The sequence below is a fragment of the Tahibacter amnicola genome, from assembly GCF_025398735.1.
GTDB lineage: Bacteria > Pseudomonadota > Gammaproteobacteria > Xanthomonadales > Rhodanobacteraceae > Tahibacter > Tahibacter amnicola.
Map to the genome: position 1 here is coordinate 6,094,380 of NZ_CP104694.1, position 15,081 is coordinate 6,109,460.

Below are 15,081 nucleotides of genomic sequence, written 5' to 3' on the forward strand. Positions count from 1 at the left end.
TACATCCGGAGCCCTCGCCAACCCGCCCGGCGACGGCCCGCATCCCGCCATACAGAAAAACGGCCCCGTTTCCGGGGCCGCTTTCGATCATGCAATGGCGTGCTTACTTGGACGCCGTGGCGAGGGCGTCCAGGCGCTGGCGCATGGCTTCAGGCGGGAGGTATCCGCCGATCTGGGTGCCGTCCGGCGCAATGATCGTCGGGGTGCCGTTGATGCCAACCCGCTGGCCCAGTTCAAACTGTTCGGCGATCGGGTTGTCACACTTGGCCGATTTCGGATCCTTGCCGGCCTTGGCGTCGGTGAAGGCACGATTGCGGTCGGACGCGCACCAGACGGATACGGCCTTGTCATAGGACGGCGTGCCGACGCCCGAACGCGGGAACCACAGGTATTCGAGCGCGATGCCCTGCTGGTTGTACTGGGCGATGTTCTCGTGCAGCTTGCGGCAGTAGCCGCAGTCGATGTCCGTGTACACCGTCACGGTGTATTTCGGGTCCTTCGGTGCGAAAACGATGCGCTTGGACTTGGGTACCTGGTCGATCAGCTCCTTGCGGATGCCGGCCAGGCGCGACTCGGTGAGATCTTTCTTGTTGGCGATGTCGAACAGGCTGCCCTGGAGCAGGTACTTGCCGTCGGAGCTGACATAGACAACCTGGCCGCCGGTCACCACTTCGGAGAAACCCGGCAGGGCGGACTTGGAGATCGAGTCGATCTTCGCATTCGGCACCAGGGAGTGGATGGCGTCGGTAATGGCCTTGTTGTCCTCGGCCGCGAAGGCGGTGGTGGTCGCCGCCGCGAAGGCGAGGGCCAGGCTGAGCTTGGTGAACATCGCAACATCCTCTGGTGGTATGCGTAGGCAAACTCCGGACAGCGCGGCAAACCAATAGTTCCCGCGCCCGATCGGACTTCCGGACAGGCGGTAGAGAGTGCCCTTTGTGAACGGCGGCCGCAAGCGCGCCGGCCGTCGCCAATCAGTCGAAATCCGCTTTCAGCACCACGCGGTAGCGCGCCTTGCCGGCCGCCAGGTGCGCCAGCGCGTCGTTGACCCGGGACATGGGAAATACCTCGATCTGCGGCGCGATCGCGTGCCGCGCACAGAAGCCAAGCATGGTCTCAACGGTAGCGGGACTGCCGACCGGCGAGCCGCCCACCGACTTCTGCCCGCCGATCAGACTGAAGGCCGGCAGCTGGATCGGCTCCAGCACCGCGCCGACAAAATGCAGCCGGCCGCGCGGTGCCAGTGCCGCCGTGAACGCGGGCCATTCCAGCGCCACGTTGACGGTGACGAGGATGAAGTCGAAATAGCCTGCCCAGCGCTTGATCGCGGACTTGTCGTTGCTCGGTACGACCTGGTGCGCACCGAGCGCCATCGCTTCGTCGCGCTTGGCTTCGCTGGAGGTAAAAGCGGTGACCTCACAGCCCCAGCGGCGCAGAAACTGGATGGCGAGATGCCCCAGCCCGCCGATGCCGACCACCCCGACCCGGTCTGTCGGCTTCACGCCGGCCAGCAGGATCGGGTTGAACACCGTGATGCCGCCGCAGAAGAGCGGGCCGCAGGCCTCCGACGCCAGGCTTTCCGGCAGCGGCGTGACCCAGAGCCAATGGCTGCGCACACGCTCGGCGAATCCCCCGTGGCGACCGACAATCGTTTCCTGGCTGCTACCGCACAGGTGCTGGTCGCCGCGCAGGCAGGAATGGCAATACTGGCAACTGCCGGAAAACCACCCCAGCCCCACGCGCTGCCCCACCTCCCGCCCTTTCACCGCCGCACCACAGGCCACGATGCGGCCGACGATCTCGTGGCCGGGAACGAACGGATACGTGGTGCGGCCCCACTCGTTGTCGCGCATGGAGAGATCGGAGTGGCACAGGCCGCAGTAGTCGACGGCGATCTCCACCTCGTCGGCGCCCAGCGGGCCCGTCGTGTAGGTGAATGGTTCCAGCGGCGCTCCCGCGGCCGGCGCGGCCCAGGCTCGTATCGTCGACATGGCGGTGCCTCCTGAGAGATGGACCCGGCAAGAGTAATCCACGACCGGCATCGGCGACGGCGTCTGTTCCGCCACCCTCACTCAGAAGCAGGTGACCGGCTGTTCCTTCAGCTCCGTCAGTTCGCTCAGGTGCGCATGCCAGTTGACCGGCCGGGCGGGGTCTTCGGCGAAGTCGATCCAGTAGACCGGCAGGTCCTCCGTGCGCTGGATCAACTGCGGGGTGAATCCCAGGCCGGCGATTTCGGTGCGCCGGCGCTCGGCGTTGTTCTGGTCGCGGAACAGGCCGAGCGAAATGGTGTTCTGCTGGTCGCCTGCCGTGACGACGTAGTAATCGCGGACACCCTTGGTGGACAGCTGCCGCGCGACGCCCAGCGCCTGTTCACGGCTGGCGAGTGCCGGAATGTAGACCCAGTAGCCCCGCGGCTGGGTGGTGCGGGCCTCGCGCGACTGGATCCGCCGCACCAGCGGCGCCAGCTTGTTCATCACGTTGCGCACATCCGCCTGCGAAGGCAATGGACCAATGCTGCGGCACACTTCCGTGCCGGCCACGGCACGGGTCACCGGCGCTTCGGCCAGCTCGGAATTGGCGGCATCGCCGGCCGGTTCGCGCTCGGCCAGGAGTTCCAGCCGCGTGATACCCGCATCGGTGGCCTCGAAATCCGCCTGCCTCGCCTTGGGCATGAAGTACAGCCAGCTGGCAGCCCCGAGATTCAGGGCCAGCAGAAGCATGAACAGGGCGCGCAGGAACATCCGATCGGGGCAGCCTGGAGTCGGGGGTCGGCGGATTCTACCGGTTCGGCAATGGCTTGGCGCAGCCGGAGCGCGCCATGACGGCCAGACCGCGCAGCACCAGGTCCGGCTCGATCCGCGACGGCACCCGCACCAGTGGCGCCAGCTCGGCGGCCGCGCCACCGGCGATCACCAACACCGGCGGATGCGCCATCCGGGCAGCGGCAGTGGCATAGAAGCGCTCGACCAGGGCGGCCGCCGCCAGCCAGCAACCGGAGCGGACAGCATCTTCCGTATCGGCGGCCATCTCCACGGTCAGCGCGGTCGAGGAGGCGCTGACCCGCGCCGTGGCCCCCAGCAGGGCCTCCTGCATCAGCATCGGGCTAGGCGCGATCAGACCGCCGCCATGCCGGCCGTCGGCGTCGAGCGCATCCAGCACCAGGGCCGTGCCGACACTGGCCAGCACAACGGGCACGGCTGCCCTGGCATGCAGCGCGATCATCGCGACGAAGCGGTCGACGCCCAGCTTTTCCGGCGTGGCGTACGCCGAGTGCACACCGCAGGCCGATGCCGCACTGGCGATGAACTCCGGCTCCACGCCGACGCAGGCGTGGATCGCCTGCGCCAGCTCCGCCTCCAGGCGCGGCCGCGCGACCGATGCCACCAGCGCGCGCCCGATCGGTGGCGCCTGCCGCCACAGCACTTCCAGCTGCGGTTGCAGCGGCCGCGAGTGATCGACCGGCTCGCCGACAGTCAGCGTGTCGCCCTCCGCCCAGGCCCATTTCAGGCGCGAATTGCCCAGGTCAACCAGAAGATTCATGTCCTGCGTACCGTGACTTCGGCGCTGTCGAAACGCACGATCGTAGCGCCCTGGCGTAGACAAAGCGCGCCGCGGTCGTCCACGCCGGCGCCGATGCCCGACTGCACACCGCGTGGATCGGCCACGGCCAGAGCCTGGTCACGCAGCACATCCAGCGCTTCGAAACGCGACTGGAATGCCGCGAATCCATCCCGTTCAAAGGTATCCAGGTCCTCCACGAGCCGGTCGAGCAGCGCGGCGATGACCGTGTTGCGCGAGGGCACGGCCCGACACACCGTGGCCAGATCGATGGCGGGCTGGTCGATCGAAGCACGCGCGGCATCGGGCAGCTGCACATTCACTCCGATGCCGATCACCGCATGGCAGGGGCCGAGGAACTCGCCGCCGAGTTCCACCAGGATGCCCGCCAGCTTCGCCCCGTCCGCCAGGACGTCATTGGGCCATTTCAGGCCGACGCCGCTGGCACCCACGGCACGGACCGCCTCGGCGACCGCAACGCCGACGACAAGACTCAGGCCGGACAACGCCCCCATGCCGGCATCAAAACGCCGCAACAGGGACAGATATACATTGGAACACGCCGGCGACTGCCAAGCCCGCCCGCGGCGCCCACGCCCCGCGCTCTGCCGTTCCGCAGTGCAGACAGACAGATCCGGCAACGTCGCTGCACGCCGCATCCACTCGCTGTTGGTGGAATCGATCTCCCAGTGCACGTCGATCACACCCAACCGCGCCCGCCCGTGAGCGCTCATCGCCCCGCGGATGCGGTCTGGATCCAGCAACTCCACCGGTGCCGCAAGGTGATACCCCTGCCCCGCGGCTCCTTCGACGGGAAGGCCAGCCGCGCGCAATTCCTCGATGCGTTTCCAGACCGCGGCCCGCGTCACGCCGAAGCGCGCGGCAAGGGCGCTGCCTGAGCAGGCTTTGCCGTCTGACAATGCCAAGACCAGTTCTTTTGGCTGCATCAGCGCCATTTCCTGAATAGGCGCCGGAACAGACGCGCGCGCTCGAAGCGGTACTCCACGCCACGGCGCAGGCGGACCAGGTTCCCGCGATGCGTCCACACCAGGAGCGCCGCCGAGGCCAGCGCAAAGAGCAGCTGCGTGCGATCAGCCGGTACCAGGAGGGCCACGGCAACCGGATACACGACGGACGCCGTCACGGTCGCCAGTCCGACGTAGCCGGTGCCCGTCAGCACCAGCAACCACGCCCCCAGGAGCGGCAGCACCATTACCGGGTGCAGGGCCAGCACCACGCCGACGAGCGTCGCCGCGCCCTTGCCGCCGCGGAATCCGAAAAACACCGGGAAGACATGCCCGAGCACGGCCGCGAATCCGCAGGACCAGGCAACGGCGGGATTCTGGGCCGCAGCGTACAGGCCCACTGCCGCCGCCAGGGCTCCCTTGCCGATATCGATGATCACCACGCCCAGCGCGAAACGCCAGCCGCGCGTCCGCAGCGCATTGGTGCCGCCGGCGTTGCCGCTGCCCTGCGTGCGAATGTCCACGCCCTGGCGCCGGCCGAGGACCAGGCTGCCGGAAACGGAGCCGAGCAGGTAGGCGATCACGAGCTTGAATAGGAAGATCATGCCGCGTCCGCAGCCCAGGCCGAACGCGAAGCCTAAGCGATCGGCCCGCCAGCGGGATAGCCGCGCCCGCCGGTTGCGACACCCCGTTGTTTGCATTGCGCACGGCGCCCCGCTGTAATTCGCGGCTTGGCCAAGCGCCCTTCCCGGCCGCCCTTTTCCGCCCGCCCCTTCCGAATGGAGTCCTTCGATGCCCATCCTGCGCATGACCGAACTTGATCTGGCCGACAAGCGCGTCCTGATCCGTGAAGACCTCAACGTGCCGCTCAAGGACGGTCGCATCACCGCGACGCAGCGCCTGGATGCCGCGCTGCCGACCATCCTGCGCGCCCGCGACGCCGGCGCCCGCGTGATGGTGATGTCGCATCTGGGGCGCCCGAAAGAAGGCGTGTTCGAGGAAAGCGAATCGCTCGCACCGGTCGCCGCCTGGTTGAGCGAGGCGCTGGGCAGCCAGGTGCGCCTGGTGCGTGACTATCTTGATGGCGTCGAAGTCAACAAAGGCGAAGTGGTACTTCTGGAAAATTGCCGCATGAATCCCGGCGAGAACAAGGACGACGAAGCCCTTTCCCGGCGCTACGCCGCACTTTGCGACATCTTCGTCATGGATGCTTTCGGCACCGCGCATCGCGCGCAGGCCTCCACGCACGGCGTGATCCGCCAGGCCAAGGTCGCCTGCGGCGGCCCACTGCTGATGGCCGAGCTGGATGCACTGGCCAAGGCCCTGGAACAACCGGCGCGCCCGCTGCTGGCGATCGTCGCGGGCTCCAAGGTGTCGACCAAGCTCCTGCTGCTGGAAACGCTGATCCAGAAGGTCGACCAGCTCATCGTCGGCGGCGGCATCGCCAACACCTTTATCGCCGCCAGCGGTCACCCGGTCGGAAAATCGCTGGTCGAACTCGACCTGCTCGATGCGGCACGCAAGATCATGGCCGATGCGAAATCGCGTGGCGGTGAAGTGCCTGTGCCGACCGACGTGGTCGTCGCGCCCGCGTTCGCGGCCGATGCACCGGCGACCGTCAAGCGCGTCGAAGACGTCAGCGCCGACGACATGATCCTGGATATTGGCCCCGAGACCGCCGGCCGCTATGCCCAGATGATCGCCAAGGCCGGCTCGGTGGTGTGGAACGGCCCGGTCGGCGTGTTCGAGTTCGACGCGTTCGGCAAGGGCACGCAGCGCCTGGCGGATGCGATCGCCAACTCGAAGGCCTTCTCCATCGCCGGCGGCGGCGACACGCTCGCCGCCGTCGAAAAGTACGGCGTGGAAGACAAGATCAGCTACATCTCCACCGGCGGCGGCGCCTTCCTGGAATTCCTGGAAGGCAAGGAACTGCCCGCCGTGGCCGCGCTGCGCGCCCGCGCCGGCTAGGGCCGCCGCAAGCGGGCTCTACCGCCGTCGCGGACCCCATTGGCCCCGGTTTCCGGGGCCAATGGTGTGAACGGTCGTAAACAGTGTTACCGGTGGTCAAAAGACGCCGACCAGCACGCAGAATCGGCGCAATTCCGGGCCTAGGATGCCCCTACTCTCCCTGCGTCGTCGTGTCATGGCGTTCACTCGTTTTGCCCTGCTGTTGGCCCTGCTTCCCGCGGCTGCGTCCGTCGCCGCGCCCGTCGAAGGCTCTCTGGAACTGCTGTGGGGGGATGCGGACCCCGGCTCGGAGGCCGCCACCCAGTTCCGGGTGAACCTGGTCGATGACGCCGGCCACCGCTACGCGCTCGACCCCGACCAGGCACTGGCAGCCGCCGGCGATCTCTACAGCCTGGTAGGCCAGCGCGTCGCCGTCGAGCTCAACGAAGCGGCCGCGTTGCCGTCCGGACTCAAGGCCGAGGCCATTGTTCCGGCGTCGCTGGAATTCTCGCCGAGGGCCGCGCCGCAACCGTTGATCAGCGGCACGACGGTGTGGATCACCATCCTGTGCAAGTTCAACGACATCGCCACCGAACAGAAGCCGGTGTCGTACTTCGCCGGGCAGTACGGCAATGCCACCGGGCAGCTCGATCACTACTGGCGCGAAGTGTCGTACAACAAGATCAATCTCACCGGCAGCAGCGCCTATGGATGGTTCACGCTGCCGCAACCGCGTTCGTTCTACGTGCCTTCCGGCGGCAGCGCCAACCTCGGCCAGCTGTTCACCGACTGCACCAACGCGGCGAATGCGACGGTCAATTTCGCCGTGAACGGCGGCGCCCAGGGCATCAACATGATGTTCAACGGCGACCTGGATGGCTTTGCCTGGGGCGGCAGCCGCTGCGCGACGCTCGACGGCGTGAACAAATGCTGGAGCTCGACCTGGAACCCGCCGTGGTCGTTCAACAACTCCGCACCGCTCAGTCATGAAATGGGCCATGGCTACGGCCTGCCCCACGCGAACAATTCCGACGGCGATTCCGATCCCTACGACAACCCCTGGGATGTGATGAGCAGCGCCTGGAACAATGCGACCAGCGATGCCACCTACGGCGTGCTGGCCAAGCACCTGAACATGTACTCGCGTGAACGCCTGGGCTTCGTCGACGCGGCGCGCAAGCAGACGATTTCGACCGACGGCGTGTACGCGCTGGAACTTGATCGCGCCAGCCTCATCGGCTCGACCAAGCTGCAGGTGGTGCAGGTCATGCTGGCCGGCCAGCCCAACTCCCACTACTACATCATCGAAGCGCGCAAGCGCGTGGGCAACTACGACGGCAACCTCGCCGGCGACGCGGTGATCATCCATGAGGTGAACACTACGCGCGGCGAACCCTCATGGAGCGTCGACGCGCAAACCCCGCCGGCCAATGTGGCCAACAATGAAGGTTCGATGTTCAAGGTCGGCGAAACCTACACGGCACCCAACAACGCCTTCAGCGTGCGCGTCGACACGGCAACGACCAACGGTTTCACGATCACCGTGACCCGCGGCAACGTCGCCAACGACACGATCTTCAAGAACGGTTTCCAGTAAGCCGCGTCATCCCAGGTGAAAGACGGCCCGCGCATCGCTGCGCGGGCCGTTTTGCTTACAGCGAGAAGTCGTAGCGGGCCGAGAACCGCACGTAGCGCGGGTCCTGGAAACGCTCCGGCAGACCGTAGGTCTTGAGCGGCGTGCGCTCGCCGGTTTCGAAATCTTCGCTCAGCTCCGTCGGGCGCTTCCAGTTGAAGACATTGAAGACGTCCACGCCCAACGTGAGATTGTCAGCCCACTGCGGCGTGTAACCCACCGACAGATCCAGATTGCTGATCCACTTCGTGTTGCCGGCGCTGCCGCGCGGCTTGAGGACGCCGCCACAGTAGAACGACGCGGCACCGTATTCCGCCGCCTCGGTGTCCGGGCCGTTTTCGGGATAAACGCCGATGCAATTGAGCGGCCGTCCCGACGTGGTGCGGAAGCTCGCGCCGAACATCCATTCGTCCGTCGCCTGCACGTAACCGAAGACCTTGAGCGCGTGGCGATGATCGTTCGGCAGATTGCCGCTGCCGCCGTCGGTGAGGCCCGGTCGGTCGAAGGCGGTGGTATTGCCAGCGTCGACCTGCCCGTTGTCCGTGCGCACGAAGCCTTCGGTGTTGCCGAAGCTCTTGGACCACGTATAGGAGCCCTGCAGGAACCATTTGTCGTCGAAGCCGTGCTCGAAGAAGAACTCCAGCGCGCGATAGGTACGCTCGGCCCGCGGCAGGCCGAAATACGCGGCGGGCACGGTCGCCAGGGACAGGTTGCCGTCGCCCTGCAGATCCAGGTACAGCGCGGCATCGCGACCTGGATTGAGCATCACACAGGCTGGCAGGGAATTGGCGTTGAAGTTCGTGTAGCCATTCTCCTGCGCCCAACGGGTGATGCCCGCCTTCTGACAGGTATCCTCGATCGCCGACTTGAGCTGGCGCTGCACGCCGCGCAGGCCGATCGACCAGTTGTCCGCCAGTTGCTTCTGGAAGCCCAGGATCCACTCGTCCTGGTACATCGGACGCAGCTCCTGGTCGGCCAGCGTCAGCGGATTGGGGGCACGGCCATCGCTGTAGGTGTAGCGCCCGCCGATCTGCGGACCCAGGTTGGTCGGCAGCGCCGTGCGCGGATCGAAACCGGAGTTCGGCCCGAACTGGAACCACTCGTAGTAGTCGGTCAGGCCCGCCGATACGCGCACGTTCACATTGGTCGGGATGGGCAGGAAATAGCGACCGGCGTTGGCGAACACCTTCATCGAGCCATCACCGTTGACATCCCAGCTCAGGCCCAGGCGCGGCGCCAGTTGCTGGTCGGCCTTGATGAAGCTCTGGCCAAAGCCATTGCGGTTCTCGAACGTCTCGTTGCGCAGGCCCAGGTAGGCGACCAGCTTGTCGTTGATCTGCCAGTTGTCTTCCAGGTATTGGGCGGTGTTCTCCACTTCGAAACTGCCGCCTTCGTTGCGGACGCGCGAACGCGCCGCCTGTGTCACGCCGTCCGGCACTGTCGCCCCATTGGGCAACCGTGCGCCCGGCACCACCGTGATATAGCGCCAGTACACACCACCGGACAGCTTCGAGATGTGATTGGTGGTGATGCGCTCGCTGTCAAATCCACCGCGGAGGCGGTGATCGCCGAGCTGCCATTCCAGGTCGATGCGGCCAGCCTTGCGTTCGTCCTGGTTGTCCTTGCTCGGCACGGTGCTGTCGACCCAGCAGCCGATGCTGATCGCCGTACCCGTACGGGCGTCATGCGCGTACGGGCAATCGGCGTTGGAGTTGGACTCGGCGCGACTGAACGTGCCCTCGCCGTACAGCGCGGAGAGGTTGAAGCTCTCGCCGAAATAGCCGGTATAGCGAAGAATCGTGTTCTCGCCACCTTCCTGGTAGCTGCCCTCGCCAACCCGGGCGAGCTTGCGATCAGTGCCCGGTGTCGTGGTGTACTTGGTGTAGTCGTTGTTGCGCTTGTCGGTGAGCGCCGTGAGCTCAACGATATGGTTGTCGGTGATGTTCCAGTCGACTTTCAGCAAGCCCAGCGGATCGTTGCGCTTCTCCGGCGAAACGGTGCTCAGGCCATAGTTGGTCTCGGAACCGTCGGTGCCCTGGTAAAGGGCGTAGACGAAGAGCTTGTCCTTGACCACGGGACCACTGACGAAGGCGTTGTAGATCAGCTCCTCGCGCGTGTCCTTGCTATAGAAGTAGTAGAGGTCGCCGTCTGGATCGTAGACGTCCGGCGAATGATCACGCAGCTCACCGGGGCTCCAGTACGCGTTGCCGCCAAAGTTCCAGTTGTTGGTGCCGCGCTTGGTCACCAGATTGACCACGCCGCCCGTGGAGCGGCCAAATTCGGCGCCATAGCCACCCGTCTTGACCTGCTGCTCCTGCACCGCCTCGAACGGCAGCTGCGTATAGGACAGCCCCTGGTAGATGTTGGTGACGTTGAACCCGTTGATGTAGTAGACGTTCTCGGCGACCGACGATCCGCCGAACGAGGCCAGGTTTCCGAAGGCCGTGTCGCCCTTTACCGTACCGGGCGCCAGCAGCGCCACGTCCGTGACGTTGCGCGCCACCGGCAGCCGGGCGATCTGGTCGGCCGTAATGACGGTGGTCGATTCCACCGACGCCACGTCAATGGGCGAAACCGAACGTGTGGCCTGCACAGACACGGCAGCGAGCGTCGCGGCATCTTGCGCGACGAGCCCGACTTCCGTGCCGACACCCGCATTGACGGTGACCTGCTCGCGCACCGCCTCGCCGCTATGGACGCGATAGGTTCCGATCGGCAACGATGCGAAGCGATAACGCCCTTCGGCATCGGCGACTGCTTCGCGCTTCAAGCCGGTGTCCACATTCTCCACCACGACCGTGGCGCCGGCAGCCGCCGATCCGTAGATCGAACCGCCGGTGTTCTGCGCGAGCGCAGCACCGCTGGCCAATACGGCCAGCAGTGCCAACGCCAGTCCGCGACGGCGCAGCGTCCCTTGCGCCGGTGACACATAACCCTGATACATGGCCCCTCTCCATCCTGCTTGGTTGCGAGAATCCACCGTGGCGGGAAGGGCCCGAACAGCCGCGACGATGAAGCGGGCGACGCCCCGGCCAGCCGCGTACCGCGGCGGCAGCCAGCAGGCTCGCCAGGAGAGATCCTCGCCGCTACGAAAGATTTCGTCTTGATGGCTTGCGGTTTCGCGAAGGAGCGAAATGCCAAAATTGGCGCGCAATCCGGCAACACCCCGGTCATGTTGCCGCGATTGCGGCAACCGCCCGCTACGGGATTTGTGGCGGGATATACGTGAGCGTGGTGGCCAGCAGCGCCAGCAATCCGAGAACGACGGGAACGTGGATCAGCAGCTGCAAGGCGGTGAAGCCGACTATGTCACGCGCCTTGAGCCCCACGACGCCCAGCAGGGGCAGCATCCAGAACGGATTGACCAGGTTGGGCAGGGCTTCGGCCGCGTTATAGACCTGTACCGCCCAGCCCAGGTGCACCTTCAGATCGACCGCCGCCTGCATGACATACGGTGCCTCGATCAGCCATTTGCCGCCGCCCGAGGGAATGAACAGGCCCAGCACCGCCGAGTAGGCGCCCATCAGCAGGGGAAACGTATCGGCGTTGGCGATGGTCACGAATCCGTGCGCGACAGCCGTCGACACCGTGCTGCCGTCAAGCGCGGCGGCGCCCGTGAGCACGCCCGCCAGGCCCGCGAAAAATGGGTACTGGATCAGGACGCCGCCGGTGGTCGGCACGGCACGGGTCACCGCCTCGACGAAGCGGCGCGGACGGCCGTGCAGCGCCATGCCGACAATCAGAAAGAGAAAATTATACGTGTTCAAGCCGGAGATCGCCGTCAGGGGATCTTTCTGGCCGAACTCCTGCCACAGCCAGCCGAGCCCCAGTGCGACGACGAGCAGCGTCAGCAGCGGCGAGTACTCGAGCCATTCGCCCGGTCGCGCGGGGGGCGCATCGACGGTCTGCGGCTCGGTGACGTCAATTCCCAGCGCCTGCGCCGTTCGCGCCGATTCCGCGCCCGGCGCCGATCCGTACGCGATGATCACGGAAACGACGACAAGTACCGCTGTCAGCAGCAGCGATTGCCACAGGAACAGCGTCTGCGAGAACGGAATGACGCCCGTCACTGACAGCAAGGCGGGCGGTAGGCTGGCGGGATTCGCCTGCAGTTGCGCCGCCGACGAGGAAAGCCCCATCGCCCAGGTCGCGCCGAGGCCGAGATAGGCCGCCGCCGAAGCCGCGCGGTAGTCCATCGCCAGGGACTCGCGGCGCGCCAGCGCGCGGACCAGCAGTCCGCTGAAAATCAGACTCAGTGCCCAGTTGAGCAGGGAGCTGAGCATGCTCAGCGCCGCCACCAGCGCGACCGCGCCGCGGCCGGTGCGCGGTAATCCGGCGAATGACTCGATCACGTGCGCGGCCGGCCGCGATACGGCCACCACATAGCCACTCACAGCAACCATCACCATCTGCATGGTGAAGGGAATCAGCGACCAGAAGCCGTCGCCGAAAGCCTTGCTCACGCGCATCAGCGGGGCGCCATTGACGACCGCAGCCGCACATACCAGCACCAGGGCCACCAGGGCGAAGACAAAGGCGTCCGGAAACCACCGCTCGGCCCAGGTGGTGAAACGCGATGCCATCCGCTGCAGAGTCATCATTCCCATGGCGGTCCCATCGTGGAAACGTCAACAAGTGCACGCCATCACCCGCCGGGCCGGCGCCTCGACCGCACTATCCACGGGAGAGTACCCAAGGGCGCCGGCCTGCTCAATGGTCGGCCCTTTCGCCACGGCTATCGGCAATCGTGCACTCGGTCACACCTGCGCTGGCACCAGGCCGCGCGCTCCTGCGAGCGCCCAGGAGAGCGTTCTGGTCAATCATCGCGGAGGATCCCATGCCCGACGCACGCCCCTGTCCTGCGGCCCCCCCGCGGCGGTCCGATACCTGCTGTCGTTGTCGTTCCTGTTCGCGCTGATGCTTTCGCCCGCCATGGCGACGGTCCTGTGGCGCGGTGATTTCCAGACGGGAAATCTCAGCCAGTACGACACGCAGCACATAGTCAGTCCCGACCGTTTCACCGTCGTCGAACGGCCCGGCCTGCCCGGCGGCCTGCGCTACGCCGCGCAGGTGACAGTGCGCCAGGGCGATGATCCGATCAACGCCAGCGGCAACCGCAACGAACTGGTGAAATTTGACGGCGCCTCGGAGGGCACCGAGTTCTATTACGGCTGGAGCACGCTGTGGCCGTCGAATTATCCGATGGTTCCGGCCTGGCAGGTGTTCATGCAGTGGCACCACCCCGGCTCGAACGGCGCGCCGCCGGTGCGCTTCGTGCTGGGCTGCAGCAGCGGTGATTGCGGCGCACCGCTGCCCGATACGCTGTTCTTCATCGTCAATGGCCAGAACGTCTGGACGATGCGTCCGGTCACGGCGGGCCAGTGGCACCGCTTCGTGCTGCATATCAAGTGGTCCGCCAACGCATCGGTCGGCTTTGTGGAATTGTGGTACGACGGTGTGAAGGTGGTGCCCAAGCGGTTCATCCGCACGCTGTACAACGCCGCCGACACCAACTACCTGAAGATGGGCCTGTATCGCGATGAATCGATCGCCCAGGAACAGATGCTGTTCCACACCGGGCTGGTGCAAGCCACGACCTACGAGGAAGCCGCCACACCGGGAACGCCCGACAACGGCAACTGCCAGCAGGCCACCTCCGGCAACTGGAAGTCCGTGGCACTGCCGCAGCCGGCGACCGGCCAGGTGACACTGGAAGCCGACGTCACGCCACCGACAGTGCCCACATCCGGCGCACTCGGACTGGCCAACGGCGCGCCTGCCTCCGGCGCGTGGGACCAGCTGGCCGTCGCTGTGCTGTTTGATGACGAGACCGGACGCATTCTGGCGCGCAACGGCGACAACTACGTCGCTGACAGCGCGCTCGCCTACGAGGCGCAGCGCAGCTACCACATCCGGCTGGTGGTCGACGTGATCAATCATCGTTTCAGCGCCTACGTCACACCCGCGGGTGGCACCGAGGTGCGCATCGCCAACAACTACGCGTTCCGAACCACGCAGCAGACAGTCAGCCAGTTGAGCCATTGGGTCGTCGCCGCGGGCACCGGTAACTTCAGTTTCCTCGGTTGCAACCTGGCCGTGGCGGATACGCTGTTCGCCAACGGCTTTGAAGGCGCCGTCACGGGTGGCACCGACCCCAACGGCGTTCACCAGATCTATCCGTCACGCGCCGGCCGCGCCAAGGACTGGACGCTGGGCTTTGACGACTGGCAGACCCGCATCCGCCAGTTCGGTACCGTGAGCGGCACCGGCAAGAACACCGTGGTGCGCCAGTCCGGACAGGTGCGCATGACCGTATCGGCCGAAGTGAGCAGCTGCGAAGGCATTACCGACCAGGCCCTGGCGCTGCAACGCGGCTACATGTGTTCGACCAACGACTGGAAGAACTACGAGATGACCGGGTATTTCAAGCTCAATACCCCAGCCGGCGACGAAGACGACATGGACTGGACGATGTACGGCAACGGCGGCCGCCACCCGGGCAGCGGCAACGGCTGTACCGGCAGCGCCTACAAGGCTTCGTACCACTACCGTGACGCGGATGTGCGTTTCGCCAAGGAATCCTGGCACGTCAACTACGATTTCCATCCGGACAACGGCTGGCATCCCGTCAACGGGGGCGTCAATTTCGTCGAGCAGCGTGATCGCTGGCTGGGCATCAAGTTCGTACGCTACGAGTTCACGCGCAACGGCCAGCCCGGTGTGCGCCTGGAACAATACCTCGATCTGGATGGCATCGACGCCAACGGCAATCCCATGAACCACTGGGGCACGCAACCGGTGTGGGTCCGCGAAGACCATCCGCAGACGCGCTGGGGTTCCAACGGCGCGACCTGCGGGGTCGCCGACCAGCAGATCATCTTCTGGGGCGGCCCCTGGGTGACCTGGCGCTGGGATAACACCGATTCGTCCCTGCGCCTGATGTCGGTGCGAGAGATTCAGCCGCCCGCGGTCGTGCCGTAG

At 65.9% G+C, this 15,081-nt stretch carries 11 protein-coding genes; 3 read left to right on the forward strand and 8 right to left on the reverse strand.

Annotated elements, in window-relative coordinates; genetic code table 11:
• Nucleotides 1-103: 103 nt before the first annotated feature.
• The 6 genes from N4264_RS24160 to plsY all read right to left on the reverse strand — a co-directional run bounded on the left by N4264_RS24160 (nucleotide 104) and on the right by plsY (nucleotide 5,125).
• On the reverse strand, nucleotides 104-829 hold the full coding sequence (locus N4264_RS24160) for a DsbC family protein (protein ID WP_261694764.1): 726 nt from the start codon (nucleotides 827-829) through the stop codon (nucleotides 104-106).
• A 142-nt stretch (nucleotides 830-971) separates the two neighbouring features.
• Nucleotides 972-1,988 carry an NADPH-dependent aldehyde reductase Ahr gene (gene ahr, locus N4264_RS24165; RefSeq protein ID WP_261694765.1) on the reverse strand — a complete coding sequence of 339 codons (1,017 nt, stop codon included), beginning with the start codon at nucleotides 1,986-1,988 and terminating at the stop codon, nucleotides 972-974.
• A gap of 81 nt (nucleotides 1,989-2,069) precedes the next feature.
• Nucleotides 2,070-2,738, reverse strand: coding sequence for an SPOR domain-containing protein (locus N4264_RS24170; protein ID WP_261694766.1), 669 nt, complete (start codon nucleotides 2,736-2,738; stop codon nucleotides 2,070-2,072).
• A gap of 37 nt (nucleotides 2,739-2,775) precedes the next feature.
• The gene (locus tag N4264_RS24175) at nucleotides 2,776-3,537 is read right to left on the reverse strand and encodes a type III pantothenate kinase (protein WP_261694767.1); all 762 of its coding nucleotides are present in this window, start codon (nucleotides 3,535-3,537) and stop codon (nucleotides 2,776-2,778) included.
• Nucleotides 3,534-4,502: a biotin--[acetyl-CoA-carboxylase] ligase gene (locus N4264_RS24180; protein WP_261694768.1), complete on the reverse strand. Its 969-nt coding sequence runs from the start codon at nucleotides 4,500-4,502 to the stop codon at nucleotides 3,534-3,536. The genes N4264_RS24175 and N4264_RS24180 overlap by 4 nt, the downstream gene beginning before the upstream one ends.
• Nucleotides 4,502-5,125, reverse strand: coding sequence for a glycerol-3-phosphate 1-O-acyltransferase PlsY (gene plsY / locus N4264_RS24185; protein ID WP_261694769.1), 624 nt, complete (start codon nucleotides 5,123-5,125; stop codon nucleotides 4,502-4,504). Before plsY ends, N4264_RS24180 begins: the two co-directional genes overlap by 1 nt.
• A 187-nt stretch (nucleotides 5,126-5,312) precedes the next feature.
• Between plsY and N4264_RS24190 the strand changes: the two genes are divergently transcribed.
• Together N4264_RS24190 and N4264_RS24195 are read left to right on the forward strand one after the other, a co-directional pair.
• Nucleotides 5,313-6,488: a phosphoglycerate kinase gene (locus N4264_RS24190; RefSeq protein ID WP_261694770.1), complete on the forward strand. Its 1,176-nt coding sequence runs from the start codon at nucleotides 5,313-5,315 to the stop codon at nucleotides 6,486-6,488.
• 175 nt (nucleotides 6,489-6,663) lie between these two features.
• On the forward strand, nucleotides 6,664-8,064 hold the full coding sequence (locus N4264_RS24195) for a metallopeptidase domain-containing protein (protein ID WP_261694771.1): 1,401 nt from the start codon (nucleotides 6,664-6,666) through the stop codon (nucleotides 8,062-8,064).
• 55 nt (nucleotides 8,065-8,119) lie between these two features.
• Here the strand turns inward: N4264_RS24195 and N4264_RS24200 are convergent, their stop codons facing one another.
• Nucleotides 8,120-11,044, reverse strand: coding sequence for a TonB-dependent receptor (locus N4264_RS24200; protein ID WP_261694772.1), 2,925 nt, complete (start codon nucleotides 11,042-11,044; stop codon nucleotides 8,120-8,122).
• 256 nt (nucleotides 11,045-11,300) lie between these two features.
• Nucleotides 11,301-12,707, reverse strand: a complete 1,407-nt coding sequence (locus N4264_RS24205) for a short-chain fatty acid transporter (protein ID WP_261694773.1) — start codon at nucleotides 12,705-12,707, stop codon at nucleotides 11,301-11,303.
• Between the two features lie 289 nt (nucleotides 12,708-12,996).
• Here N4264_RS24205 and N4264_RS24210 point away from each other — a divergent pair, with 289 nt between their 5' ends.
• Nucleotides 12,997-15,081: a polysaccharide lyase family 20 protein gene (locus tag N4264_RS24210; RefSeq protein WP_261694774.1), complete on the forward strand. Its 2,085-nt coding sequence runs from the start codon at nucleotides 12,997-12,999 to the stop codon at nucleotides 15,079-15,081.